The organism is Streptomyces sp. Edi4 (assembly GCF_040253615.1).
In the GTDB taxonomy this organism is placed as follows: domain Bacteria; phylum Actinomycetota; class Actinomycetes; order Streptomycetales; family Streptomycetaceae; genus Streptomyces.
The window spans coordinates 3532816-3557024 of sequence record NZ_JBEJGY010000004.1; the positions used below are offsets into that span (position 1 = coordinate 3532816).

Here is a 24209-nt window from a genome sequence, read left to right on the forward strand (position 1 = left end):
CGCGCCCGGGCGGTGGTCCGCGCGCCCGGGCGGTGGGCGGCAGCCTAGAGCTGGGTGGCGCCGCGCTTGGTGAGGCCGTACTTGGTGGCGATCGCGTTCCAGAGCCCGGAGGCCTCCTGCTTGGACTTCGTCGCCTCGCCGCTCGCCTTGTCGCCCTCGCCCGCGTCCTTGGTGCGCTTGGCGTGGCCGTCCTTGCAGCCCTTGCCCTTGTCGGCGGCGACCGCGTCGGACCACGCCGCGTAGTGGTTGTCGGCGGCGGCCGACGACTGCCAGGCCTTGCTGAGCGCCGCCGCCAGCTTGTCGTGGTCGGGCAGCTTGTCCAGGGAGAGCGCGCCGAGCCGGGTCACCAGGTCGCCGCGCTGCTTGGCGGCGCCGCGCAGCGAGGAGGACGCCTGGTCGAGCTTGTCGCACTTGCGGATGTCGGCGACCGCGCCGATCACCGCGTCGCGGCTGCTGCCGCTGTCGGCGAGCACCTTGTCGAGAGCCTGGGCCTGCGCCTTGGCGGGGTCGGCGTCGTCCCCCTTGGCGCCGGTGGCGCCGTTGACGGGCGAGCTGACGCCCGCGGGCTGCTTGTCGTCCTTCGTGTCGCCGCCGCTCAGGAGGGCGCCCGCGCCGAGCCCGATGACGGCGCAGCCCACGACCACACCGGCGATCAGCCCGACCGGCACCTTGCGCCGGGGCGGATCCGGCTCGTACGCGGAGTGCTGCCCGGCCGGGTCGTGCTGCGGCGGCTGCGCGCCGAACTGCGCCTGCGGCGACTGGTGGGGGCTCTGCTGCTGCCGGTTGAGGGGTACGGAGGGGCCGAAGCGGGGCAACTGGGCGCTTTCCGCGCCCTGTTGGGGCGAGCCGTCCGCCCGGAAGAGGCTGTCGAACTCGGCCGGGGGCTGCCGCTCGCCCGGCTCGCCCGGCCGTATCCCGTACGGGGCGTCCTGCGGGGCCGCCGGCACGGGCGCCATGACCTGGGTGGGGTCCGCGCCACGGCCGGGGCCCTGGGCGCCGGGGAAGTGGGCAGGGCCGCCGGAGTGCTCGGGCGGCAGCGCGCCCGCGCCGCCCTGGACGGGGGCGAGGTACTGCGTGGCCTCACTGCCCGGACCGCCCGGGGCGCCGATTCCGCTGCCCGCCACCGGCGCGATGAACTGCGTCGCCTCGAAGTCCCCGGAACCGCCCGGGACCGGCGCGATGTACTGCGTGGCGTCACCTGAGCCGCCGTGACCGCCGTGGCCGCCGTGGCCGCCGTGACCACCCGGCACGGGCGCGATGAACTGCGTCGCCTCACCGCCGAAGGCCCCGGCGCCGCCCGGCGCGTGGGCGATGTACTGCGTCGCCTCGGAATCCCCGGGCCCGGCGCCGCCCGGCGCATGAGCGATGTACTGCGTCGCCTCGGAATCCCCGGGCCCGGCTCCGCCCGGCGCATGAGCGATGTACTGCGTCGCCTCGGAATCCCCGGCCCCGGCTCCGCCCGGCGCATGAGCGATGTACTGCGTCGCCTCGGAATCCCCCGGCCCCGCCGGGACCGGCGCGAGGTACTGGGTGGCGTCACCCGAACCGCCGTGACCACCCGGCACCGGCGCGATGAACCGCGTCGCCTCCGCGTCGCGGCCACCGCTCTCGGGCGGCAGCGGCTGCCCGAAGGTGGCCGGCCCCCGAGGGGGCGCGGCGGGCGGCGGCGGCGAGGCCTGGCCCCGGGGGCCCCAGGGCTGCCCCCACGACTGGGCTCCGGTCGGCGCGGGCAGCGGCTCCCCGGCGCGGGGGACGCTCTGGTCGGCGGGCAGCACGACACCCTCGTGCACGGGCCGCACAGCCGGATGCTGCGGCTCGTCACCCTGTCGGCTCTGCTGCGTCACCGGAACTCCTGTACGTGGACCTAGGAATCGTCGGTTCACGCTACCGGGTCCCCCCACGCCCTTGCCAAGCCCTCCCACAACCCCCTGCTCAGGTGCCCTTGACGTCACGCGCTCAGGCTGCCTGCACCTCCAGGCGCTCCCCGAACTCCCGCACCGCCGGTTCGTTGGCGTACGGCTCAAGCCGCTCCTGGAAGTCCTCCAGATAGTCGGCGCCCCGGTTGGAGCGCAGTGTGGACAGCAGGTCCACCGCCCGGGTGCCCGTCGCGCACGCCTGCTCGACCTCGCGCTGCTGCACCTGCGCGGTGGCCAGCAGGATGAGCCCGATGGCGCGGCGCCGCGCGCGCGTCTCGGGGTGGCCGGCCAGCGACTCCCGCGCACACCGGGCCGCCGCGTCCGCCTGCCCCAAGTCCCGGTGGCAGTGGGCGAGTTCGTCGGCGAGGTAGGCGTGGTCGAAGTGCGCGATCCAGGGCGGGTCGTCGCCCGAGTCCGGGTCCGCCGATTCCAGCGCGGTGAGCGCGCGGCCCGCCACGGCCTGGCAGGTGCGCGCGTCGCCGAGCAGGGCGTGCCCGCGTGCCTCGGCAGCGTAGAACATCGCCTCGGCGCGCGGTGTGACCCGGCCGCGCGCTCCTTCCTGTGCGGCGCGCGCCAGTTGGGCGATCTCGCGCGGATTGCCGAGCTGGGCGGCCAGGTGGCTCATGGAGGCCGCGAGCACATAGCCGCCGTAACCCCGGTCGTCGGCGGCCTGGGCGAGCCGCAGCGCCTGAATGTAGTAGCGCTGGGCGAGGCCCGGCTGGCCGGTGTCGATGGCCATGTACCCCGCGAGTTCGGTGAGCCGGGCCACCGCGGCGAACAACTGCCGCCCCACGGACTCCCGGTAGGACCCGGCGAGCAGCCCCGACACGACGCTGTTGAGGTAGTGGACGACGACCGGCCGCACATGCCCCGACCCGAACCGGTGGTCCAGGTCGACGAGCGCGGACGTCATCGCCTTGACCGCCTCGACGTCGGCCCCGCCGACCCGCTGCCCCGCGCTGCGCGCGACCTGGCTGTCGGTGCCGGTGATCAGCCAGTCGCGGCTCGGCTCGACGAGCGCCGAGGCCGCCACGGTGGAGCCGGACAGGAAGTCGCGGCGCCCCACGTCGCTGCGCCACAACTCGCAGACCTGCTCGATCGCGCCGAGCACGGTGGGCGAGAACTGGAGCCCCACCCCCGACGCGAGGTTCTTGCCGTTGGCCATCCCGATCTCGTCGATCGTGACCGTACGGCCCAGTTTGCGGCCGAGCGCTTCCGCGATGATGCCGGGCGCCCTCCCCCTGGGCTGCTGTCCGCGCAACCACCGTGCCACGGACGTCTTGTCGTAGCGGAGGTCGAGACCGCGTTCCGCGCCGACCATGTTCACCCTGCGGGCGAGACCGGCGTTGGAGCATCCGGCTTCCTGAATGAGCGTCTGGAGTCGCTCGTTGGGCTGGCGGGCGACGAGAGGCCTGGCTGCCATGTGAACCCCCTGGTGCGGCTGTGATCAGCACCCTGATCTTTGCCCTGCGAATATGCAGAGAAACGAGGGGAATCCGGAATATGGCGTCATTGCCACCATTCCCGGTTGCTTCCCCCGCATATGGCTACCCTGCCACCGATGCGGAGCCGCACGCGCGCCCCCGCCCATGCACCCATGCGCCCCGTATGCGGGAGCGACACCGCTGATCCCACGGTCGCCACGCCCGTAACCCGCGGTGGTGGCCACAGTTGAGTGCGTCGTGGAAGAAACCAGCACAGGCACGGGTACGGGAACGGGAACGGGTACGGACACGGAATCCGCGCGGATCCCCCAACAGCGCGGCGAACAGCTCCTGGACAGCGCTGTACGGTACGCGGAGGAGCGGCACTGGGACGTCTTCCCCGGCACCTTCCTGGAGGCCGACCAAGGGGTCGAGCGCTGCTCCTGCGGTGACACGGCGTGCCCGAAGCCGGGTGCGCACCCCGCGCGGCCCGACTGGGCGACACAGGCCACCGGCAGCGCGGTCGCCGCCCGCCGCATGTGGTCCAAGCACCCCAAGGCCTCCATCCTGCTTCCCACCGGGCGCACCTTCGACGCCATCGACGTGTCCGAGTCGGCCGGGTTCCTCGCCCTGGCCCGCATGGAGCGGATGGAGCTCACGCTCGGCCCGGTCACCCGCACGCCCGAGCGCCGGATGCTGTTCTTCGTGCTGCCGGGCGCGGGCGCCAAAGTGCCGGATCTCGTACGGAGGCTGGGGTGGTCGCCCGCCTCTGTCGACCTGGTCACCCGGGGCGAGGGCGACTACGTGGCGGCGCCGCCGACCCGGGTCGCAGGATCGGGCGCGGTGCAGTGGGCGTGCCGCCCCACCCCCGCCAACCGCTGGCTGCTGGACGCGGAGGAGCTGATCAGCCCGCTCGCCTACGCCTGCGGACGCGAGGCCGCCGACGCCAGGGACCGTCGGCCCTAGGGCGTGAAAAACTCTTCAAAGTCCCGTCCGGCCGACGGGGACACTCCCTAGGGCGGACGGCGCCCCGGCTCCTATGGTGGGGAAGACACCATCACGGGGACGAAGGGGCATCACCATGCCGGACCAGTCGGAAGCGGGAACGGCGGACACGGCGGGCGGAGCGCGGACGGCGCCGCCCGCCGTCCGCGTTCAGGGGCTGTGGAAGAGATTCGGGGAGCAGGTCGCGGTCGCGGGCGTCGATCTGGAGCTGCCCGCCGGCAGGTTCATCGGTCTGGTCGGGCCGAACGGAGCGGGCAAGACCACCACGCTGTCCATGGTGACCGGGCTGCTCAGGCCCGACCAGGGCAAGGTCGAGGTCGTCGGGCACGACGTGTGGCGCGACCCGGTCGCGGTCAAGTCCCGTATCGGCGTACTGCCGGAGGGCCTGCGCCTGTTCGAGCGGCTTTCTGGGCGTGAACTGCTCGGCTACTGCGGCCGGTTGCGCGGACTGCCCGGCGCCGAGGTCGACAAGCGGGCCGCCCAGCTCCTCGACATCCTCGACCTCGCGGGCTCCCAGCACAAACTGGTCGTCGACTACTCGACCGGCATGCGCAAGAAGATCGGGCTGGCCGCAGCCCTGCTGCACAACCCCGAAGTCCTCTTCCTCGACGAGCCGTTCGAGGGCGTGGACCCGGTGTCCGCGCAGACCATCCGCGGCGTCCTTGAGCGCTACACCGGCTCCGGCGCCACCGTCGTCTTCTCCAGCCACGTCATGGAGCTCGTCGAGTCGCTGTGCGACTGGGTCGCGGTGATGGCGGCGGGCCGCATCCGCGCCCAGGGCACCCTGGCCGAGGTGCGCGGGGACGCCTCCTCGTTGCAGAGCGCGTTCCTCGAACTCGTCGGCGCGCGCGGCCGCGACGCGGGCGCCTCCCTCGACTGGCTCGGCGGTGGCAGCCGATGAACGCCTCCGCCCTGACCCCGGTCGTCGTCCGGCTCAAACTGTCGCTCCTGAAGAACGGGCTGCGCCAGTCCGGCGGCCGCCGAGCCGCCTTCATCACCTCCGCCGTCCTCGCGCTGCTCTTCGCGGCGCTCCAGCTGCTCGGCCTTGTCATGCTGCGCGGCAACCCCAACGCCGCCACCCTCGCGGTGCTCGCCGTGGCCCTGGTCGCGGTGGGCTGGGCGGTCGTGCCGCTGTTCTTCCCGAGCGGCGACGAGACGCTTGATCCGACCCGGCTCGTCATGCTGCCCCTGCGGCCGCGTCCGCTCGTCGGCGCGCTGCTCGTGGCCTCCCTGGTCGGGATCGGGCCGCTGTTCACGCTCTGCCTGGTACTCGGCTCGGTGCTCGCGGTCGCGCACGGGGCGGGCGCGGTCCTGGTCGCGGTGCTCGCCGTGCCGCTGGCGCTGCTGGTGTGCGTCGCGCTCGCCCGGGCCGTGGCCGCCGCCAACACCCGGCTGCTGACCTCCCGCAAGGGGCGTGACCTGGCGGTCCTGAGCGGCCTGATCGTCGCGGTCGGCATGCAGTTCGTGAACTTCGGCATGCGGCGGCTCGGGGACTCCGGCGGTCTGTCCGCGCTCCAGCCGGCCGGCGACGTGGTGCGCTGGCTGCCGCCGGCCTCGGCGATCGGCGCGGTGGACGCGGCGAGCGAGGGGGCGTACGGGCGCGCCGCCGCCCAACTCCTCATCGCACTGGCCGCGTTGGGGCTGCTCCTGTACGCCTGGCAGCGCTCGCTCGTGAAGCTGATGACCACGCCGGACGGATCGACGCTCGCCGCGGCCGACGCCTCCCGCGACAAGTCCGGGCGCCGGGGGCTCGGCTCGCTGCTGCCCGAGGGCCGCACCGGCACCGTCATGCTGCGTACGCTGCGGTACGCCTGGCGGGACCCCAAGACCAAGGCCGCGTGGATCACCTCGCTCGCGATCGGCCTGATCGTGCCGGTCTTCAACGCCTTGCAGGGCGTCGGCACGGTCTACCTCGCGTGCTTCGCGACCGGCATGCTCGGCATGCAGATGTACAACCAGTTCGGGCAGGACACCTCGGCGTTCTGGATGGTGCTCCTGACCATCACCTCGGCCCGGGACGCCTATCTGGAGCTGCGGGCGCGGGCGTTGGCGCTGCTGCTCGTGACGCTTCCGTACACGGTGCTCGTGGCCTCGGTGACGGCCGGGATGCTCGGCGCGTGGGAGGCGCTGCCTGAGGTCGTCGGGCTCGCGCTCTCCCTGCTCGGCGCGATGCTGGCGACGGGTGCGGTGGCGTCGGCGACGCTGGCGTACTCCATCCCGCAGGACAGCCGCAGGAACGTCGCGCCGGGGCAGGGGGGAATCGCGTTCCTGTCGATGCTCGGCGGAGTGGTGGTGGGGACGTTGCTGTGCGCACCGATGATTCTGCTCGCGATCTGGCTGCATACGGCGGGGCAGCACGGGGCATTGTGGCTGCTGTTGCCGCTGGGGGCGGAGTACGGGGGGCTGGTGTGCTGGGTGGGGTTGCGGGTGGCCGCGCCGCGGATGGCTGGGCGGTTGCCGGAGATTCTGGCGGCCGTCAGCACGGGCTGACATCCCAGAGGTGCCCGGCCCCTCCAACCCGGCCAGGGGCTCCGCCCCCAACACCCCCGGCCCGCAGCCAGGGCCCCTGGGGCTCCGCCCCGGACCCCGTTCGGCCTGAACGGCCTCGTCCTCAATCGCCGGACGGGCTGAGGTATGCCCATGCGGGCCAGCACCAACCCCGCCCAGGGGCGCGGGGAACTGCGCGCCCAGCCACGCACGGCCCGCAGCCAGGGTCCCTGGGGCTCCGCCCCAGGTCGCGCGGTTGCCCACCCGCCCGCCCGTACACCGGGTGAAGAGGCGCGCCCCCTGGGGCTTCGCCCCAGACCCCGTTCGCGCCTAAAGGGCGCTCGTCCTCAAACGCCGGACGGGCTGAGGGTGCCGGTGCGGGCCAGCACCAGCCCTGCCAGGGGGCGCGGGGAACTGCGCGAGAAGCGACCACGACCCGCAGCCGGGGCCCTAGGGCTCCGCCCCAGGGACGTCCTCAAGCGCCGGACCGGCTGAGGTGGCCGGGGCGGGCCAGCGCCTAGTGGTTGGGGGCGCGGGGAACTGCGCGAGGAGCGGCCACGGCCCGCGCTGTGAAAGCCGGACCCCGACGGACTACGGGGCCAACGGGGTCATGCCGGCCAGCACCGGGGCGCGGGGAACTGCGCGAGGAGGGGTCACGGCCCGCGCCGTGCAAGCCGAAGCCGGCGGGCTACGGGGCCAGCGTGGTCAGGAAGGGCTCCAGTGCCTCGCGCCAGCCGGCGGGCTGGTCGTAGTGGACCAGGTGCCCCGCATCCGCCACCTCCGCGTACCGCCCACGCGGCAGCACCCGGACCATCTCCTGGGACTCCGCGCGGCCCAGCTCCCCGTCCAGGCCCCGGACGACGAGCGCTGGGCACTCGACCTGGGCCAGTTCCTCCCAGTGCGCGTCGTGCACCCACGTCTCCCGGGACGTCAGCATCTGGCGGCGCGAGAAGACCGGGCGCCAGCCATCCGCCCGCTCGGCCATCACCTCCGCGAAGAACTCGCCCCGCGCGGGGCTCGGCCGCTCCACCCACGGGTCGTCCTCGCCGAACCACTTGCGTACGTCGGCCAGCGTCGCGAACGGAACCGGCCACGACGCGAACCAGTCCTCCCACTCCCGCTGCGACGCCGCGCCCAGCGCGGACGCCCGCATGTCGCAGATGACCAGGGCGCGGACCAGATCGGGCCGCTTGGCGGCGAGCTGCCAGGCGGTGAGCGCGCCCATGGAATGGCCGATGAGCGTCACCGGCGCCAGGCCCAGCTGTTCGACGGCGGCCTCCGCGTCGGCCACGTAGACCTCCCGCGTGAACGGCCCGTCCGCCGGCTTGTCGCTGCGGCCGTGGCCCCGCTGGTCGAGGGCGACCGCGCGGTGCCGTTCGGCGAGCCAGCGGGCCGTGGACGCCCAGTGCGAGGCGCGGCCCATCAGGCCGTGCAGGAGCAGGACCCCGGGCGCGCCGTCCGCCTCCGCGCGGCCCTTGGGCGCTTCCGCGAACTCCCAGGCCGCGAGGCGGACCCCTCCGGCCCCCGTCACATCGATGCGCCGCACCATGTGCCCTGGCACCCCCTTCAGCCCCCGACGGCTCCCACTGCGTGGTCAGTTGACGGCAGAGTATCGAACCCCTATTCGAAAACTCACGTGTCTCCGGCAACACCGCTCGTTCGAGTGACCACGCTCAAGGATTGACGTCTCACGCCGAGGGGAGATCTTCTGCGGGAGGCGGGCCGCTCGGGGAAGACGGTCCGCGGGGGTCGACCCTGGGAGCTCGGGGCTCCGGGTCGACACCGGGGAGGACAGGCCCCGGCGCCGGAAGGCGCCGGGGCCCTCGTTCTCTCCGGGTGAGCCGGCGGGCCGCGGCGTCCGGGCACGCCGGGGCGCCGACGGTGGTGCGAGTGGTACGCGTCGTGCGAGTGGCACACGTGGTGCGCGTAGTCCGACGCGTGGTCCGAAAGGCGTCATGCCTTGCCGCCCCTCCCCTGCCGCGCACTCGTGCGTTCACCCGTGCGCTCGCCCGTACGGTCATATGCCTCGAGCCACAGCCTCGCACGCGATCCGCCCGGCCGCTGCCATTCCGGCCGGAAACCGGCCTTTCCCGCAAGCTTCCGCCTCCTTCACCCGCAGGCGTCAACTCCCGCGTGGGTAAAGGCTGGTGATCCCGCTCCCGCCAACCGTTCGCTCAGCGCTTCGCCACGAAGACGTGCGAGGCCACGTCGGCCGCGAGCTCGGCGGCCTCGCCGCTGCTGCCCACCAGGACCCCGCCCGGCGACTGCGTCACGCTCACCACGGAGCCGGGCTGCACGCCCGCCCGTCGCAGCGTGTACATCAGCTGCGCGTCCGTCTGGATCGGCTCGCCGATCCGGCGCACCACCACCGTCTTGCCCTCCGGGCCCGGGTCGAGCTCTCCCAGGCTGATGATGCCGTCCTCCAGGAAGGCGTCCGCCTCGGCCTTCTCGCCCAGCTCCTCAAGGCCCGGGATCGGGTTGCCGTACGGAGACTCGGTCGGGTGGCGCAGCAGCTCCAGCACGCGGCGCTCCACCGCCTCGCTCATGACGTGCTCCCAGCGGCAGGCCTCCGCGTGCACCTGCTCCCACTCCAGGCCGATCACGTCGACCAGCAGGCATTCGGCGAGCCGGTGCTTGCGCATCACGCGCGTCGCCAGGCGGCGCCCCTCGTCGGTCAGCTCCAGGTGGCGGTCCCCTGCCACCTGCACCAGGCCGTCGCGCTCCATGCGCGCCACCGTCTGGCTCACCGTCGGGCCGCTCTGGTCGAGCCGCTCGGCGATGCGGGCGCGCATGGGGACCACACCCTCCTCCTCAAGTTCGAGGATGGTGCGGAGATACATCTCCGTGGTGTCGATCAGTCCGGACATACGTGCCCCTCGATGCTGTGACATAAAAACGTCGTGCCGCTGGCCCTGGGTCCAATTCTGACGCATCGGACTGACAACCGTGCCCCGGCGAGCGTTCGCCGTCCCGACGGCTTGACCGGTCGCGCGTGGACACCGTATTGACAGGGGAAAGGTACAGACCGCACCGTGATCGGCGCACGGTCGTTCCCCCACCCCGGAAAGGGTCCTCGGCGATGAGCGAGAGCAAGCTGGCCGGTCAGTTCTTCGACGCCGCGATCGGGCTGCTCGGGCGGGTGCGGGACGAGGAGTCGCTGAACATCGCGGCCGCCGGCGCGGTGATCGCCGACACCGTGGAGGCGGGCGGACGATTGTTCGCCTTCGGCGCCGGGCACTCCTCGCTCGCGGCCCAGGACGTGGTCTACCGGGCCGGCGGGTTCGCCCTGATGAACCTGCTCGCGGTGCCGGGCGTGGTCGGCGTCGACGTCATGCCGGCGACGCTGGGCTCCGCGCTCGAGCGGGTCGACGGGCTGGCCGGCGCGGTCCTCGACTCGAGCCCCGCCAAGCCCGGTGACGCCCTCGTGATCATCTCGCTGTCCGGGCGCAACGCGCTGCCCGTGGAGATGGCGATGAACGCGCGGGCGCTCGGGCTCAAGGTCATCGGGGTCACGTCGGTGGCGTACGCGGAGGGGACGCGGTCGCGGCACGTCTCGGGTACGTTTCTGCGCGACCACTGCGACATCGTGCTCGACAGCAAGATCGGGGTCGGGGACGCGGAGTTGACCCACGACGGGATCGAGGCGCCGTTCGCGCCGGCGTCCACGGTGGTCACGAGTGCGGTGGTGCAGGCGGTGATGGCCGCGGCGGCGGAGGCGCTGGTTGCCCGGGGGATCGAGCCGCCGCTTCTTCGTTCGGGGAACGTCGATGGGGGGCATGAGTGGAATGGCCGCGTCATGACGGAGTACGCGGACCGCATCTTCTTCCGCCACTGACCCCCACCGTGGGGCTCCGCCCCAAACCCCGTTCGCGCTGAACGCGCTCGTCCTCAAGCGCCGGACGGGCTGAGGTATGCCCATGCGGGCCAGCATGAGCCCTGTTAGGGGCGCGGGGAACTGCGCGACCAACCCAGCACGGTCCGCACCCGAGCTCCCTGGGGCTCCGCCCCAGACCCCATTCGGCCTGAAGGGCCTCGTCCTCAATCGCCGGACGGGCTGAGGTTGCCGGTCCTGGCCAGGGCCGAGTACTCAGGGGCGCGGGGAACTGCGCGACCAAGCCGGCACGGTTCGCAGGCGAAAGCGCACCCCGCGCCGGGCCCGAACGGGAAGGCGGGGTCAGGGGGAGAGCCGGGCCAGGTCGGTGGCGGTGGCCACTCTGGAGGCGACGCTTTCCGCGTACGTCGCGTCGGGACGCTCGAAGGCCGGCCGGGACGGACCCCGCAAAAAGGTCAGGACGCCGAGCGTGCGGCCACGGCTGCGCAGCACCACGCACAGCGCGTGCGCGGCATCCGACGGCCACTGCCGCTCCCGCGCCCACCCGTCCCCCTCCCCCCGCGCACTGGCCCGCACCGACCCCGTCCTGTCGACCGCCTGGAGCGCGGGGTGGCCCGGGGGATAGCGCACCGGGATGCCCCCGCCCGCCACCAGCGCCGTCGGCCCCGGCGCGTCGGACGGTGTCTCGGCCGCCCGCACCAACCTCTCCCCCACAACCAGGTCGACCAGCGCGTGGTCGGCGAAACCTGCCAGGGCGTAGTCCAGGTGGCAGGTCACCGCCTCCATCGGATCCTCGTACTCCGCCGCGTTGCACGCGGCCCGGTGCAGCTGGCTGGAGCGGAAGCGGAGCCGGTCCGCCTCCTGCTCCGCGCACTTCTGGTCGGTCACGTCCTGGAAGAGCCAGCCCACCCCCAGCGGCACAGGCTCCTCGGCGAGCGGCGAGGACAGCCGCACGAAGCCGCTGCGCCAGCAGCGCCGCCGCTCACCCTCGGCGGTGCGCAGCGTCACCCACACCTCGACGGGCCCGGCCGGCGTGCCCTCGGACAGTACGTGCTGGAGCGCGCCCTCCAGATCCTCCACACCCTGCGCGATCAGCTCGCCGAGCGGGCGGCCGAGCAGGCTCGCGCGCGCGGCGCCGAGCGCCCGGGCGGCGCGGGCGTTGACGACGGTGGGGCGCAGGTCCACGTCGACGAGGACGACCCCGCAGGCCCCGTCCTCGAACAGGGCCTCGCTCAGTGCGATGGACCGCTCCAGGTCGATCTGCGCGTGCACCTCGCCGAAGGCGCAGTACACCCCGGCGCCCGCCCCGTCCGCGTCCCACACGGCCGCCGACTGCGTACGGACCAGGACCCGGCCGCCGTCCTTGCGCAGCAGCGCGAACTCGTGCACCTGGCGGCCCGGCGCGTCCATCACCGCCATCAGCCGCCCGTGGATGTCCTCGGCGTCGGCGGCCCGCGCCGCCCAGCCCGCGAACCCGTGCCGGCCCACGGCCTCCTCGGCCGGCCAGCCGAGGATCCGCTCGGCCTCGCGGTTCCAGTGGGTGAGAACGCCGTCCGCGTCGAAGGCGCAGAGCGCGGCGTCCATCCCGTCGAGCAGCGCGGCCAGCAGGTCGTCGCCGGGTCCGGGCAGGGGCGGTCCGCCGGGCTCCGCGCCCGGCCCGTCCGGGCCGGTCATCCTGGTGGTCTCGCTCCGGGAAGCAGTCATCCTGGACCCCCTACAGGACGTCGTCGCCGCATGACGCGGCCTACGCGCTCAGTCACGCACGTCGGATCATTCAACTCGAACGTGACGCAGCCCACACAGGCTTCGCGGAAATCCCTTCCGGCCAACGTCGCCAACCGGCCACTTCGACCCGGCGTTCCGGGGGGCGAATAAATGGGTTGAGGGGTGTCGGAGCGCTGCCTAATGTGTGGGGCACACGAGAAGGGAGGTGGTTTGACAGATGTACGCAAACCGGACGCGTGAGGTGGCTGCGGGCTGACGCCCCAGTCGCACTCTTTGTGCGGTGCCGGCCTGGCGCCGGCCAATCTCCAGCAGTCACCGACCCGCGGGCTCGCCGGTACGTCCGGCCGGCTCCTCTCCGGAGGAACCCGAGCCCGCGGGTTTCTGCGTGCCCGCAACGGGTGCCCGGGAGACGCCGGGGCCGGAGGCGGCGCCCGCGGTCAGGGTGCCAGTCGCTCCACGCGCCAGCCGGAGCCCTGCGGCGCGTACCGCAGCCGGTCGTGCAGCCGGTTCTCGTGACCCTGCCAGAACTCCACGCTCCCCGGCGCGACCCGGAACCCGCCCCAGTGATCGGGCACCGGCACATCGCTGCCCTCGGGATAGCGGGCCGCCAACTCCTCGTACCGTGCGGTCAGTTCGTCCCGCGAGGCGAGCACCGCGGACTGCGGACTGGCCCAGGCGCCCAGCCGCGAGCCGTGCGGGCGGCTGCGGAAGTAGCGCTCGGTCTCCTCGCGCGGGACACGGGACGCGGTGCCGGTGACGATGACCTGGCGGGCCAGCTGGTGCCAGGGGAAGAGCAGCGAGACGTACGGGTTCGCGGTGAGCTCGGCGGCCTTGCGCGAGGTGTAGTTGGTGAAGAAGACGAAGCCGTGCTCGTCGTAGGACTTCAGGAGCACGGTGCGGGTGGAGGGGCGCCCTTCGGGGGTGGCGGTGGCGACGACCATCGCGTTGGGCTCGTGCAGGCCGCCGGCCACGGCGTCCTTGAACCAGCGGGCGAACTGCCCGATGGGCGTGGGGGCCAGGTCCTCCTCCGCGAGGACAGTGGTGCGGTACTGCTCACGCATCGCTGCGGGGTCCAGGTCGGTCACGTACCCCATCCTGCCGCACCGCGCCGGCCCGCCGGGGCCCCAGTCTGCCCGCGACGGCGGGGAGCCAACCCCGCGCCGCCGAAAGGGGGCAGTGTGCCGGATGTCACGCTTCCCCGCGCCGTCGGGACCCGCCAAACTCTCGGCTGGGCCGCTGTGGCCTCCCTACACGCGGCCGGCCCCCGGCGGGATTCCCGGCCGTCGTACGGGGCATGACCGTGGGACCCGGGGCGGCACGGCCCGCCCGTACCCCGTCGCATCCACCCTGAGGAGCCGCCTGATGTCCGACTTCGTACCCGGACTTGAAGGAGTCGTCGCGTTCGAGACGGAGATCGCCGAACCGGACAAGGAGGGCGGCGCCCTTCGCTACCGGGGCGTCGACATCGAGGACCTGGTCGGCCACGTCTCGTTCGGGAACGTGTGGGGCCTTCTGGTGGACGGGGCGTTCAACCCCGGCCTGCCGCCGGCCGAGCCCTTCCCCATCCCGGTCCACTCCGGTGACATCCGGGTGGACGTGCAGTCCGCGCTGGCCATGCTGGCGCCGGTGTGGGGGCTCAAGCCCCTGCTCGACATCGACGAGCGCACCGCCCGCGACAACCTGGCCCGCGCCGCCGTCATGGCGCTGTCCTACGTCGCCCAGTCCGCGCGCGGCCAGGGCCTGCCCATGGTGCCGCAGCGGGAGATCGACAAGGCCGAGTCCGTCGTCGAGCGGTTCATGATCCGCTGGCGCGGCGAGCCGGACCCCAAGCACGTCAAGGCGGTCGACGCGTACTGGACGAGCGCCGCCGAACACGGCATGAACGCCTCGACGTTCACCGCCCGCGTGATCGCCTCCACCGGAGCGGACGTCGCGGCCGCCCTGTCGGGCGCGGTCGGCGCGATGTCGGGCCCGCTGCACGGCGGCGCCCCCTCGCGCGTGCTCGGCATGATCGAGGAGATCGAGCGGACCGGCGACGCGACGGCGTACGTGAAGCGCGCCCTCGACAACGGCGAGCGCCTGATGGGCTTCGGCCACCGCGTCTACCGCGCCGAGGACCCGCGCGCGAGGGTGCTGCGGCGCACGGCGCGGGAGCTGGCCGCGCCGCGCTTCGAGGTGGCGCAGGCCCTGGAGAAGGCGGCGCTCGAAGAGCTGCACGCGCGCAGGCCCGACCGGGTGCTCGCGACCAACGTGGAGTTCTGGGCGGCGATCGTGCTGGACTTCGCCGAGGTGCCGGCGCACATGTTCACCTCGATGTTCACCTGTGCGCGCACGGCGGGCTGGTCGGCGCACATCCTGGAGCAGAAGCGCACGGGCCGTCTGGTGCGCCCCTCGGCACGGTATGTGGGGCCCGGCTCGCGCGACCCGCGGTCGATCGAGGGGGCCGCCGATATTACGGACATCTCAGGCAGGCCGGGCGGCGCCGACGCGGCAGGCTGAGGCCGGGCGCGTGGCGGATGGCGCAATCTCGACTGGTGATTGCGCGCGTCGAACACACGGCGTACGGAGAGGGATCTACGGTCGCAATCGCCCTATTTCCCCCAGAATGTGGAGTTCTCTGTGAGCCTCATCCGCCGCGCCGCCGTTGTGGCCGCACTGGCCGCCGCCGTGATCGTTCCCGCCTCCGCGACCGCCCAGGCCGCCCCGCGCACGCCCGTGGGCGTCGTCGCCCACGACGGCCACGGCTATGGCAACGGTTACAACAACGGCAACAACGGCAACAACGGCAACAACGGGCACCGTCACTACGGTCTGCTGACCAGCCTGCTCCTGATCCTCCTCTGACCGAGGACCCAGGACCGGACCACAGACGCACGGGTGCGCGCCCGGGACCCCAGGGTTCCGGGCGCGCATCCGTGTCTGGCGCCGGACGCCGCCTGCCCCGCTACCCCGCCACCGGTACGAGATTGAGCACCGGGGCGACCGGGTCGACCACCTGGTGCAGCTGGTTGAGGTCGTTGAGGTGGTTGAGCCCGGCCAGCTGGCTCTTGACGCCGGGGAGCTGCGCCGCGTACGGGGCGGGGATGTTGCTGGCGGCGAGGTTGTCGAGCTCGCTGATGGGGTTCATCGGGTGGCCGCCCAGGTGGTCCAGGGGGCCCACCGCGTTCGCCGACGAGACGGCGAGGCCCGAGACACCGGCGGCGACGGCGAGGACAGTGGCGATGCGTCGTGTTGAGATCACGCCTGCACAACGGGGAGCGGCGGCGCCGGACACGGCCGCCTCCCGCTCTCACCCGACAGGCGTACCTGGCCGCCGTCCCGGCCGCACAGGGCAGCAGCCCCTGTCCGGGGGGAGTAGATCCCTGGACAGGAGCTGCCGGCGTGCTGTCCGTGCCACGGCACGGATCCTGTCGCGCAGGGGCCGGTACGCGTACGGAGAAACGTTCTGCCCGCCCTCCCGGCGCCCCCGTGCGTGCCGACGGCGCCCTAGAGTCCGCTCGGCCAGGCGTAGCTCGCGGGCGCCGGGCGGGTGTCGGTGTCCCGGGTGAGGACGAGGGCGATCTCGTCGCGCTCGCGCAGCACGATCGCCGCCGGATTCCCGGCGACCGCGCGGCCGTTGACGTACGCCCTCAGACGGCGTCCGGCGCCCGCGTGGAGGCCGCCGACGCGGTCGGCGCTCAGCGGGACGCCCCACTCGGCCATGAACTGGCCGAGCGTGAAGTCGGCCCGCTTGGGCGACTCGACGTGGATCACGCCGCTGGTGTCGTGGGTGTGCAGGGGGCTGATGAGCCCGCGCGGCGCGTCGATGCCGATCGAGGCGGGGACGGTGACGGCCCGGCCGTCGACGAGGACGTCCAGGTGGGTGTGGGTGTGCTGGACCATGCCCTCCGCGGACATCATCTCCAGGCCCGCGGCGCCGGCCGCCGCCTCGGGGTCGGCGGGCGCGGGCCACGGCGGCGCGCCCTGGCCCGCCCCCGGCCCGTGCGGGTCGAGGCGGCCGGGGGCCGCGCTCGCGCCCTGCGCCGCGAGCGCGGTGACGGCGGCGACGGCGACCAGCGCCGCGAGCACCCGGCCGGGCGGCGAGCCGGCGAGGGCGTTCCCTGACGTACGGGACATCGATCAACTCCTGGACGGATGAGGAGCGTGGGCCGCGTCCTCGTGGCGGGGCGCGGCGCCCTGGGCGGGCGCTCGGCTCAGAAGGTCGCGATGGCGGCCGGGGCGCCCTGGACCTCGGGCGCGGTCAGGCCCGCTTCCGGCAGGGTGACGGCGGGCAGCCCGAACAGCGCGGCGCGCGGCTGGCTCAGCGGGGCGCCGAGGTCGGCGCCGGGCGTGACGGCGTGCAGCCCGGTGCCGGGGGCGACCAGGTCGGGGGTGCCGAGGTTGCGGGGGCTCAGCGGGTCGGGCAGCGGCGTACCGATGTGGGTGTCGGGCAGCGCGGTCTCGACCGGGATCGCGGGGACCATGTTGTGGGGCAGCAGGTTGCCCTTGACGTAACGCGGGCCGTCGGGGGTGCCGGGGACGGGCAGCGGCATACCGGTGTGCACGGTCGGGGCGTCGAACGGAAGGACGGTGTTGAGACCGCCGAGCGGCAGGTCGACCGGGACGGCCGGGGCGGCCGCGGCCGGCGCCACAGCCGCCGCCGTCGCGATGCAGGTCAGTACGCTCGCCAGGCCCGCGCGTGAGGTGATTCCCATGGATGTTCTTTCCTTCCCTGGCCTCTTCGGCCGTGTCGTCCTGCTAGAACGATCCCGGCGGCGGTATCACTGCAAAGTTCCCCTGCTTGCAGCAACCTGGAGCCCGTCCGCGCGGCGCGCGCCCCCCGGGCGTGCCCTCGGCCCGGCTCGTGCGTTGTAGCCGACATGAACGTACGCCGATACTTCGCCGCCGCCGCAGCCGGAACCGCGCTCGCCGCCGCTCTGTCCCCCTCCGCGCACGCCCTCGACCTCGGCGGCACCCTGAGCAAGGCGGCCACCACCACCAGTGCCGTGGGTGCCCAGGTCAAGCCCGCCGCCGAGAGCGTCGTCGGGGACAAGCTGAACCAGAAGGTCACCGCCGTCAAGAACGGCGTGAAGGCCGGCCGCGACGCGGTCAAGGCCGCCAAGGACGCGGTCAAGGCGGGGCACGACCTGATGAGCTGACCGCCCGCCCCTGCCCGGGCGTGTCATCCCCCAGCGTCAACAGCGTCAACCGAGAGCCGCGCGGCGGTCAGGACGGTGCGAGCGTGACCCACACCCCGACGGCCCCGGCCCCCAGCGGCGCCGGCGCCGACCTCGCGGACCCGGCGTTCTGGCGGCTGCCCGCCGCCCAACGCCTGGCGCGTTTCACCGAGTTGAGGCATGAGCCGCGCCCGGTGTTCTTCGCCGAACGCCGGGCCACCCGGCGCCGCCCCGAGCGGGGTTTCTACGCGCTGGTCCGGCACGCCGACGTCCTCAAGGCGAGCCGGCTGCCCAAGGTGTTCGCGAGCGCGCCCGGGGTCACCTCGCCCGAGCCGGCCCGCTGGGTGCGGGCCCTGTTCGGGGACTCGATGGTCAACCTGGACGGCGCCGACCACGCGCGGCTGCGCCGCATCGTCCAGCAGGCCTTCACCCCGCGCCTGCTGGCCGCCACCGAGACGCACATCCGCGAGCTCGCCGTACGCATCGTGGACGACATGGTCGCCGAGCGGCCCGACGAGTTCGTCTCGTCGGTGGCCTCCCGGATGTCGTTCGAGGTGATCTGCGCGATGCTCGGTGTGCCCGACGCCGACCGGCGCCGCATCGCCCGCCAGATCGACCGGGCCTCCGAACACGCGGGCGTACGGCGTGGTCTCGGCGCCCGTCTGCTGAGCCCCGGCAAGGGGCTGCGGGCGCTGGCCCGGATGGAGCTGACGGTGGCGCGGCTCGGCCGCGAGCGGCGCCGACGCCCCACCGGCGACCTCATCTCGGCCCTGGTGAGCGCCGACATGGACGGACAGGCGCTGTCCTACCGTCAACTCGGCTCGTTCTTCTCCCTGTTGCTCGTCGCCGGCGTGGAAACGACGCGCAACGCCATCGCCCACGCGCTCGCGCTCCTGACCCGCAACCCGGATCAACTGGCCCTGCTCGTGGATGACTTCGAGCGGTACGCGGACGGCGCCGTCGACGAGATCGTGCGGCACTCGACACCCATCATCCAGTTCCGCCGCACCGTCACCACGCGCTACACCCTCTCCGGCCACACCTTCCTGCCCGGCGACAAGGTGATGCTGCTCTACGCCTCCGCCAACCGTGACGCGTCGGTGTTCACCGATCCGGACGCCTTCGACATCACCCGCGACCCCAATCCGCACCTCGGGTACGGCGGCGGCGGCCCGCACTACTGCCTCGGCGCCCATCTGGCCCGCCTGGAGATCAAGGCCGTCCTGCGCGAACTGCTCACCCGCCCGCTGGCCGTACGCGCGCTCGGTGAGCCCGAACTCGGCACGTCCAACTTCGACCACCGCGTCCGCAGGCAGCACTTCGCGTTCGATGTGCCGGGGCGCTGAGTCCGGACGCCCGGTCCCGCGCGCGTACCCTCCTCGCGCGAGCGGCGTTGTACCGGGCATGAACGCCATCAACACCCGGCACACACAGCACACACGGCGCCGCCTGCGGGCCGCCACCGCCGCGGCATCCCTCCTGCTCCTCGCCGCGCCCGGGATCGCCGCGGCCGGCACGGGCGCGGGCGAGGGCAGCTCCAGCGAGTACGGCCGGCCCAAGGTGCTCGGCGGGCAGGGCGAGATCGCCCAGACGCTCACCTCCGGCGTCGCCGCGCTCGGCGAAGCCCTCCAGCACGACGGCGCGGCCGGGGGCCGCTGACGGCCAGGACGCGCCGGCCGGCCGGGGCCGCCCCCGGGCGCCGGGCCCGGGCGGGTGCGGCGCCCCGCTGCTTGCCGACCTCGTGGAAGGCCGCGCTCTGCGCGCTCGTGCTGCTGGTCTCCGCGCTCGTCCAGCTGCCGGGCGACCGGCCGCACGGACCGATGCCGACCGGCGCCAGGACGGCGGCGGGCGTCTTCACCGGCTCCGGCAGCGAGGGCATCGGCAAGCTCGCGGCGGTCGAGAAGTGGCGCGGCCACGGACAGCTGCGCGCGGGCCACACCTATCTGCCGGGCGACACCTGGAGCGGCATCGAGGGCCCGCCGCAGCTGCTCGCGCCCTGGTCCCGCTGGCGCCACGGGCGCGCCGACCGGGTCTTCGTCCTCAACGTGCCGATGCTGGCCCGCAACGAGGACGGCCTGCCCGACACCGAGGTGCGCGACCTGCTCGGGCGCGGGGCGCGGGGTGCCTTCGACGGCCACTTCACCGCGCTGGCCGCGCGCCTTGTCGCCCTCCAGCTCCCCGACACCGTCGTGGTGTTGGGCTGGGAGATGAACGGCGTCACCTATACGCACCGATGCGCGCCCGACCCCGCCGCGTGGCGGGCGTACTGGCGGCGCGTGGTGAGCGCGATGCGCTCGGTGGCCGGGCAGCGCTTCCGCTTCGACTTCGCCCCGAACCGGGGCCGCGACGCCGTGCCGTGGACCACGTGCTACCCCGGCGACGCCTTCGTCGACATCCTCGGCATGGATTCCTACGACCAGCCCGCCGGCATGTCCTTCCGCGAGCAGGTCGAGGAGCCGTACGGGCTGCGCGCCCAGGTCGACTTCGCCGCCCGGCACGGCAAGCCGGTGTCCTACCCGGAGTGGGGGCTCTTCCGCAACGGCGACGACGCGCGGTACGTACGCGGGATGACGGCCTGGTTCCGCCGCTACCGGCCCGTCTACCAGACCCTGACCGACTACTGCCCGCACGGCGTGTGGGAGTGCCCCGGCCATCCCGACGCGGCGCGCGCCTACCGGGCGCGGTGAGCGCGGGCCGCGCGCTGGGCCGTGCGGGGGCGCGGGGGTGGGCCGGACGGGTGGTCCCCGCGGTGCGGCTCGCGTGGCCCGGGCATCCCCGGGAGGCGGATCCCAATTATGCGTATCAGCATCTGATCCCCCTTTGGATTTCCTGTTGAAGGGTCGCAGGCATGGACAAGCTCTCAGGTCCCGTGGCGCGGGCCGCCGTCGTCGCGGGGCTGGTCGCCACGCTGGGCACGGGGTACACGGCGCACGCCGCGGGCCACCGCGAGGCGCCGCCGCGGCCCACCCTGGCCGACACCGGCGCCGACGCGAACGCCTCGCTGCTCGGCGCCCTGAGCGTGGGCGCGGTCGTCACGGGGGCGGCAGCGGTCGCGCTGTCCCGGCGCGCCGCACGCGGGAAGTACGGCGGGGAGCACAGCGCTCGGCCGGACGCGCGGCGGCCGGTCCCGGTTCCGCTCACGGAGGAACCGATTTGCTCCTTGGTGTCCGTTACCTATGGCCGATCGACACGTTGAAGTGACATGACGACTGCGTGTCTGCGGTCGCGTGTCCATTCAAGGAGAACTTTGATGTCTCGTATCGCGAAGACGGCCGCCGTCGTCGCCGGAGCGGGCGCGGTGGCGCTGGCCGGTGCGGGTATGGCCGCTGCCGACGCCGGCGCCGAGGCCGTCGCGTCCGGCTCCCCCGGTGTCCTCTCCGGGAACGTGCTCCAGGTGCCGGTGCACATCCCGGTCAACCTCTGCGGCAACTCGATCAACGTCATCGGGCTGCTCAACCCGGTGTTCGGCACCACCTGCGTCAACGACTCCCACCTCCTCCACCACCACCACGGTGGCGGTTACGGGGGCTGACGCCTCTTGGCCCCGGCCGGCCGTTCTCGTGACGGCCCGGCCGGGCGTTTGATCCAACGGTGCCTGCGGCCTCCCGGACTTCTCCCCCCGGGAGGCCGTCGCCGTGTCAGGCGTACCGGTAGAGGCGGCTGTGGTCCAAGAGCGCCGCCGGCGCCACGTTCCATGGCGGCATCGGCTCGTGGAGGGCCGCCACCCTGCCGTGCTGGAGATCGCCCAACGGCGGCGCCGCGTCCGGCAGATAGCGCTTGGAGCGGGGGTGGGCGGCCTGCCAGCGCGACCACAGGCTGTCGACGAAGGCGTGGTGGAGCCAGAACACGGGGTCGTTGACGGCGGCGCCGCCGAGCATGAGCCCGCCGATCCAGCGGTGCACCTGGTTGTGCGTACGGAAGCGGGCGTTGCCCGACGCGTTGGTCCAGCCCTCGATCTTGTTGCGGAACCCGGTCCCGCTCATCGAGTTCCAGGGCGAGACGTCGTACACGGGGTCCGCGAGCGCGTGGGCCACGTCGGCGGCGGTGGGCAGCTTGATGGGGTCCTTGGGGCGGCCCAGGTCCCGGGTCAGGAAGCGTTCCTCGGTGACATTGACGGTGACGTCCCAGGCGCCGTGGGCGTGCGCGAAGGGGCCGGTCATCACCTGGAGGTCGCCGCGGCGTCCGTTGCCGCCCATGAAGTCCTCGCCCCACAGCGACGACGCGGGCGAACTGTCGCGGGTCCAGTCCCAATAGGGCACGGTGACGCGGGGGTCGACCTTGCGCAGCGCCCGCTCGAACTCCAGCAGGAACTGGCGGTGCCAGGGCAGGAAGGACGGCGCCATGTGCGCCACCCGCAGGCCCCGGTCGCCGTCCGAGACGTAGAAGTCGATGTGCGTCCGTACGAACGCGTCGTACTCGCCGCGCCGTTTCAGTTCGAGCACGGCGTTCACGAAGGCCTTGCGTTCGGCGCTCGTCAGGTTCCGCTGGTTCTTACGCGTGTACACCACGGACGGCTCCCCCTTCGTGGCCCGCGTGCACGGGCACCGCCGCCAGCCGGGCGCGGCCCAGCTCGGCGGCGGCGGCGCGGGCGGCCTCGCGTGCGGTGGCGTACGACTCGTAGTGGTCGACGGAGCTCAGATAGCTGCCGTCGGCGCGGCGCATCAGCATCAGCCGGCGGTCGTCCACGAACACGGCGACCTCGGAGCCGTCCGCCTGGAGGGGGCGGCCCTGGATGCGGTGGCCGGCGTGCATCTCGTCGAAGAGGGTCCCCTCGGGCACCGGGGCGGCGGACCCGGGGCCCGTGGCGTCGGCTGTGGCGCCGACCGTGGCGGCGGAGGGGATGCGGGAGAGCGCGGCGCCGGTGAAGGCGACGGCCGCCGAGGCGAACAGGGCGCGCAGCAGACCGCGCCGGGCGATGCGCCAGGTGGTACGGGGCGGGGGCGCGCCGGGCCTCGTGGGCTCGGGGGCGCGGCCCCGGGGGCGGGTGCGGCCGGCCCGTCGTGCGCGCCAGAAGTGTGTCGCGTCGTTCATGGGCGTCTCCCTCGTGCTCGCTCGCGCGGACGGGGCCGGCACATGCGTGGGCCCCGGAAACCGTCCTGGTTCCGGGGCCCGTCCGAGCGTCCGCTCTCCTTGTCCGATGCCGGGTTCAACGAGGACCCCCGGCGCAGGAAACGGCCGTCGCGCGCTCATCGGCGCCGCCGGCGCTCCCCGGGCCGGTACTGGGCGCACGGCCCGGGGAGGCTTCAACCATGCGACTGGTCGCAGGGGTCAACGCCCAAGGTGGGCACGCGTGTCGGGGGCGGGACCTGTTTCACGCGCTTGGCCCAACGTTCCTGCCGGCCCGGATCAGCCCCTCTCGCGCGGTCTCGGCCCCTCTCGTGGCATCCCATGCCGTCTCAGCCCGTCTCAGCCCGTCCAGAAGTCCCACCAGCGGGTCAGGATCAGCATCGCGACCACGCCGATGTGCACCACCGGCACCGCCCAGCCGGACTCGGCGCACAGGCCGCGGGCCCAACTCGGCGCGGGCAGCGCGCCCTTGATGACGTTGAGCGTGGTGACCCGCCAGAACAGCGCGATGGTGGCGACCCACGCCAGACAGCACCACAGGCACAGCGCGTCGATGCGGTACAGCGACTCGAACTGGAGCCAGCTGACGAAGACGACGCCGAGGGCGGCCCCCGCGTTCAGCGTCAGCCAGTACCAGCGTCCGAACCGGCCACCACCGAGCAGGCTCATGCCCACGCAGCACACGATCCCGTACGCCACCAGGCCCAGCATCGGATTGGGGAACCCGAAGACGGACGCCTGCGCGCTCTTCATGATGTTGCCGCAGGAGATCACCGGGTTGAGGCTGCACCCGGGGACGAAGCCCGGGTCACGCAGCAGCTCGAACTCGTCGAGCGTGATCACCCACGAGGCCAGCAGGCCCGCCGCGCCGGTGAGCACGACCAGCCACGCGAAGCCGCGGCCGGCACCGAAGGCGGCGCCGGCCGGTGACGGCGGGCCGGACGAGTCGGTGACCGCCGCCGGCTCCTGGAGCGTCCCGGGGAAGGGCATCGGTGTCGTCTCCGTTCCGTTCTCGTCCGGCGGGGCTCAGCCGCGCAGGCGGCGGATGGGGAGCAGGCAGTGGCCCGCGGTGGTGATGGTGGCCTCGTCGCCCGCGAACGCCCTCAACTGCTCGTCACTGACGGCGACGCCCGGCACGGCCTCGGGCCAGGAGCGGGTGGCGAACATGAACTGGACGGTGCCGCGCGCCTCGGCGGCCACCAGCCACTCGGGCGGCACGGGGCACTGGACGGTCATGGTCGGCAGGGTCAGGACGGCCCGGCCGGCCTGCACGATCAGGGTCAGCGGGAACGAGCCGCCGTGACTCTGGTCGACCACACTGCCGGCCGGCATGCCGATCTCGTCGAGGAACGACCGCGCCGCGACCTCGGCGCCCTCGGGGCCCTGGACGCCGTCGCCGAGGGGGTACGCCATGAGGAAGGGCACGTCGCCGGACTCGTCGGGGTGCTCGCCGCTCCACGCGATGACGATGAGCGAGCCCAACAGGGCGGCCCTGGAAGGCTGTACGGCACTGGTGGATGAAGTCATGGCGGGACTCTAGGACATGACGGGCCGAGCCCTTCGCAGCTGTCACTCATCCGGATGAAACACCCTTCGC

25 protein-coding genes are annotated in these 24209 nt (G+C 73.5%); 12 read left to right on the plus strand and 13 right to left on the minus strand.

Annotated features, from left to right (window positions below; genetic code table 11):
* Positions 1-44: 44 nt before the first annotated feature.
* Together ABR738_RS18065 and ABR738_RS18070 are read right to left on the minus strand one after the other, a co-directional pair.
* Entirely contained in the window at positions 45-1844 is a 1800-nt protein-coding gene (locus ABR738_RS18065) for a hypothetical protein (protein ID WP_350231013.1), read from the minus strand.
* A 112-nt stretch (positions 1845-1956) separates the two neighbouring features.
* The gene (locus tag ABR738_RS18070) at positions 1957-3339 is read right to left on the minus strand and encodes an NsdA family TPR-like regulatory protein (RefSeq protein WP_350231014.1); all 1383 of its coding nucleotides are present in this window, start codon (positions 3337-3339) and stop codon (positions 1957-1959) included.
* A 259-nt stretch (positions 3340-3598) separates the two neighbouring features.
* Here ABR738_RS18070 and ABR738_RS18075 point away from each other — a divergent pair, with 259 nt between their 5' ends.
* From ABR738_RS18075 to ABR738_RS18085, 3 genes are all read left to right on the plus strand, one after another.
* Entirely contained in the window at positions 3599-4306 is a 708-nt protein-coding gene (locus ABR738_RS18075) for a bifunctional DNA primase/polymerase (protein ID WP_350234635.1), read from the plus strand.
* 115 nt (positions 4307-4421) lie between these two features.
* Positions 4422-5246, plus strand: coding sequence for an ABC transporter ATP-binding protein (locus ABR738_RS18080; RefSeq protein WP_350231015.1), 825 nt, complete (start codon positions 4422-4424; stop codon positions 5244-5246).
* Complete coding sequence (locus tag ABR738_RS18085) at positions 5243-6835, plus strand: transporter (protein WP_350231016.1); 1593 nt, start codon at positions 5243-5245, stop codon at positions 6833-6835. Before ABR738_RS18080 ends, ABR738_RS18085 begins: the two co-directional genes overlap by 4 nt.
* A 685-nt stretch (positions 6836-7520) precedes the next feature.
* Here the strand turns inward: ABR738_RS18085 and ABR738_RS18090 are convergent.
* Both ABR738_RS18090 and ABR738_RS18095 read right to left on the minus strand, forming a co-directional pair.
* The gene (locus ABR738_RS18090) at positions 7521-8381 is read right to left on the minus strand and encodes an alpha/beta fold hydrolase (protein ID WP_350231017.1); all 861 of its coding nucleotides are present in this window, start codon (positions 8379-8381) and stop codon (positions 7521-7523) included.
* Between the two features lie 625 nt (positions 8382-9006).
* Entirely contained in the window at positions 9007-9699 is a 693-nt protein-coding gene (locus tag ABR738_RS18095; protein WP_350231018.1) for an iron-dependent transcriptional repressor DtxR, read from the minus strand.
* 212 nt (positions 9700-9911) lie between these two features.
* Between ABR738_RS18095 and ABR738_RS18100 the strand changes: the two genes are divergently transcribed.
* Positions 9912-10667 carry an SIS domain-containing protein gene (locus tag ABR738_RS18100; protein WP_350231019.1) on the plus strand — a complete coding sequence of 252 codons (756 nt, stop codon included), beginning with the start codon at positions 9912-9914 and terminating at the stop codon, positions 10665-10667.
* Positions 10668-11006: 339 nt separating this feature from the next.
* Here ABR738_RS18100 and ABR738_RS18105 read toward each other — a convergent pair whose 3' ends face one another.
* Together ABR738_RS18105 and pdxH are read right to left on the minus strand one after the other, a co-directional pair.
* Entirely contained in the window at positions 11007-12368 is a 1362-nt protein-coding gene (locus ABR738_RS18105; protein WP_350231020.1) for a PAS domain-containing protein, read from the minus strand.
* A 458-nt stretch (positions 12369-12826) separates the two neighbouring features.
* Positions 12827-13450, minus strand: a complete 624-nt coding sequence (pdxH, locus tag ABR738_RS18110; RefSeq protein ID WP_350234636.1) for a pyridoxamine 5'-phosphate oxidase — start codon at positions 13448-13450, stop codon at positions 12827-12829.
* Between the two features lie 301 nt (positions 13451-13751).
* On the opposite strand from pdxH, the gene ABR738_RS18115 reads away from it, so the two are divergent.
* Positions 13752-14888 (plus strand): citrate synthase 2, encoded by a 1137-nt coding sequence (locus ABR738_RS18115; RefSeq protein ID WP_350231021.1) that lies wholly within the window; start codon positions 13752-13754, stop codon positions 14886-14888.
* A gap of 120 nt (positions 14889-15008) precedes the next feature.
* Complete coding sequence (locus tag ABR738_RS18120; RefSeq protein WP_350231022.1) at positions 15009-15233, plus strand: hypothetical protein; 225 nt, start codon at positions 15009-15011, stop codon at positions 15231-15233.
* A gap of 100 nt (positions 15234-15333) precedes the next feature.
* On the opposite strand, the gene ABR738_RS18125 is transcribed toward ABR738_RS18120, so the two are convergent.
* The 3 genes from ABR738_RS18125 to ABR738_RS18135 all read right to left on the minus strand — a co-directional run bounded on the left by ABR738_RS18125 (position 15334) and on the right by ABR738_RS18135 (position 17083).
* Positions 15334-15630: a hypothetical protein gene (locus ABR738_RS18125; RefSeq protein WP_350231023.1), complete on the minus strand. Its 297-nt coding sequence runs from the start codon at positions 15628-15630 to the stop codon at positions 15334-15336.
* Positions 15631-15875: 245 nt separating this feature from the next.
* Positions 15876-16505: a hypothetical protein gene (locus ABR738_RS18130; protein ID WP_350231024.1), complete on the minus strand. Its 630-nt coding sequence runs from the start codon at positions 16503-16505 to the stop codon at positions 15876-15878.
* A 77-nt stretch (positions 16506-16582) separates the two neighbouring features.
* The gene (locus tag ABR738_RS18135) at positions 16583-17083 is read right to left on the minus strand and encodes a hypothetical protein (RefSeq protein WP_350231025.1); all 501 of its coding nucleotides are present in this window, start codon (positions 17081-17083) and stop codon (positions 16583-16585) included.
* Positions 17084-17248: 165 nt separating this feature from the next.
* Between ABR738_RS18135 and ABR738_RS18140 the strand changes: the two genes are divergently transcribed.
* The 6 genes from ABR738_RS18140 (at position 17249) to ABR738_RS18165 (ending at position 21077) form a co-directional block, all read left to right on the plus strand.
* Positions 17249-17527 (plus strand): hypothetical protein, encoded by a 279-nt coding sequence (locus ABR738_RS18140; protein ID WP_350231026.1) that lies wholly within the window; start codon positions 17249-17251, stop codon positions 17525-17527.
* An 83-nt stretch (positions 17528-17610) separates the two neighbouring features.
* Positions 17611-18891, plus strand: a complete 1281-nt coding sequence (locus tag ABR738_RS18145) for a cytochrome P450 (RefSeq protein WP_350231027.1) — start codon at positions 17611-17613, stop codon at positions 18889-18891.
* A 58-nt stretch (positions 18892-18949) separates the two neighbouring features.
* Entirely contained in the window at positions 18950-19204 is a 255-nt protein-coding gene (locus ABR738_RS18150) for a hypothetical protein (protein WP_350231028.1), read from the plus strand.
* 71 nt (positions 19205-19275) lie between these two features.
* Positions 19276-20232 carry a glycoside hydrolase family 26 protein gene (locus ABR738_RS18155; RefSeq protein ID WP_502964105.1) on the plus strand — a complete coding sequence of 319 codons (957 nt, stop codon included), beginning with the start codon at positions 19276-19278 and terminating at the stop codon, positions 20230-20232.
* A 161-nt stretch (positions 20233-20393) separates the two neighbouring features.
* The gene (locus ABR738_RS18160; protein WP_350231029.1) at positions 20394-20741 is read left to right on the plus strand and encodes a hypothetical protein; all 348 of its coding nucleotides are present in this window, start codon (positions 20394-20396) and stop codon (positions 20739-20741) included.
* 54 nt (positions 20742-20795) lie between these two features.
* A complete protein-coding gene (locus ABR738_RS18165) occupies positions 20796-21077 on the plus strand; it encodes a chaplin (protein ID WP_350231030.1) in 282 nt (93 codons plus the stop codon).
* A gap of 106 nt (positions 21078-21183) precedes the next feature.
* Here ABR738_RS18165 and ABR738_RS18170 read toward each other — a convergent pair whose 3' ends face one another.
* The 4 genes from ABR738_RS18170 to ABR738_RS18185 form a co-directional block, all read right to left on the minus strand.
* The gene (locus ABR738_RS18170; RefSeq protein ID WP_350231031.1) at positions 21184-22053 is read right to left on the minus strand and encodes a tyrosinase family protein; all 870 of its coding nucleotides are present in this window, start codon (positions 22051-22053) and stop codon (positions 21184-21186) included.
* Positions 22037-22576 (minus strand): tyrosinase family oxidase copper chaperone, encoded by a 540-nt coding sequence (locus ABR738_RS18175; protein ID WP_350231032.1) that lies wholly within the window; start codon positions 22574-22576, stop codon positions 22037-22039. The genes ABR738_RS18170 and ABR738_RS18175 overlap by 17 nt, the downstream gene beginning before the upstream one ends.
* Positions 22577-22951: 375 nt before the next feature.
* Complete coding sequence (locus ABR738_RS18180; protein ID WP_350231033.1) at positions 22952-23602, minus strand: vitamin K epoxide reductase family protein; 651 nt, start codon at positions 23600-23602, stop codon at positions 22952-22954.
* A 36-nt stretch (positions 23603-23638) separates the two neighbouring features.
* Positions 23639-24139: a DUF5949 family protein gene (locus tag ABR738_RS18185; RefSeq protein WP_350231034.1), complete on the minus strand. Its 501-nt coding sequence runs from the start codon at positions 24137-24139 to the stop codon at positions 23639-23641.
* Positions 24140-24209: the final 70 nt, after the last annotated feature.

What these genes read in the sequence shown, in the direction of transcription:
- ABR738_RS18095 (WP_350231018.1), bottom strand. Translation starts at nt 9,699, where the DNA reads ATGTCCGGACTGATCGACACCACGGAGATGTATCTCCGCACCATCCTC.
- ABR738_RS18180 (WP_350231033.1), bottom strand. Translation starts at nt 23,602, where the DNA reads ATGCCCTTCCCCGGGACGCTCCAGGAGCCGGCGGCGGTCACCGACTCG.
- ABR738_RS18100 (WP_350231019.1), top strand. Translation starts at nt 9,912, where the DNA reads ATGAGCGAGAGCAAGCTGGCCGGTCAGTTCTTCGACGCCGCGATCGGG.
- ABR738_RS18130 (WP_350231024.1), bottom strand. Translation starts at nt 16,505, where the DNA reads ATGTCCCGTACGTCAGGGAACGCCCTCGCCGGCTCGCCGCCCGGCCGG.
- ABR738_RS18185 (WP_350231034.1), bottom strand. Translation starts at nt 24,139, where the DNA reads ATGACTTCATCCACCAGTGCCGTACAGCCTTCCAGGGCCGCCCTGTTG.
- ABR738_RS18070 (WP_350231014.1), bottom strand. Translation starts at nt 3,339, where the DNA reads ATGGCAGCCAGGCCTCTCGTCGCCCGCCAGCCCAACGAGCGACTCCAG.
- ABR738_RS18115 (WP_350231021.1), top strand. Translation starts at nt 13,752, where the DNA reads ATGTCCGACTTCGTACCCGGACTTGAAGGAGTCGTCGCGTTCGAGACG.
- ABR738_RS18165 (WP_350231030.1), top strand. Translation starts at nt 20,796, where the DNA reads ATGTCTCGTATCGCGAAGACGGCCGCCGTCGTCGCCGGAGCGGGCGCG.
- ABR738_RS18080 (WP_350231015.1), top strand. Translation starts at nt 4,422, where the DNA reads ATGCCGGACCAGTCGGAAGCGGGAACGGCGGACACGGCGGGCGGAGCG.
- ABR738_RS18160 (WP_350231029.1), top strand. Translation starts at nt 20,394, where the DNA reads ATGGACAAGCTCTCAGGTCCCGTGGCGCGGGCCGCCGTCGTCGCGGGG.
- ABR738_RS18135 (WP_350231025.1), bottom strand. Translation starts at nt 17,083, where the DNA reads ATGGGAATCACCTCACGCGCGGGCCTGGCGAGCGTACTGACCTGCATC.
- ABR738_RS18105 (WP_350231020.1), bottom strand. Translation starts at nt 12,368, where the DNA reads ATGACTGCTTCCCGGAGCGAGACCACCAGGATGACCGGCCCGGACGGG.
- pdxH (WP_350234636.1), bottom strand. Translation starts at nt 13,450, where the DNA reads ATGCGTGAGCAGTACCGCACCACTGTCCTCGCGGAGGAGGACCTGGCC.
- ABR738_RS18150 (WP_350231028.1), top strand. Translation starts at nt 18,950, where the DNA reads ATGAACGCCATCAACACCCGGCACACACAGCACACACGGCGCCGCCTG.
- ABR738_RS18175 (WP_350231032.1), bottom strand. Translation starts at nt 22,576, where the DNA reads ATGAACGACGCGACACACTTCTGGCGCGCACGACGGGCCGGCCGCACC.
- ABR738_RS18090 (WP_350231017.1), bottom strand. Translation starts at nt 8,381, where the DNA reads ATGGTGCGGCGCATCGATGTGACGGGGGCCGGAGGGGTCCGCCTCGCG.
- ABR738_RS18085 (WP_350231016.1), top strand. Translation starts at nt 5,243, where the DNA reads ATGAACGCCTCCGCCCTGACCCCGGTCGTCGTCCGGCTCAAACTGTCG.
- ABR738_RS18140 (WP_350231026.1), top strand. Translation starts at nt 17,249, where the DNA reads ATGAACGTACGCCGATACTTCGCCGCCGCCGCAGCCGGAACCGCGCTC.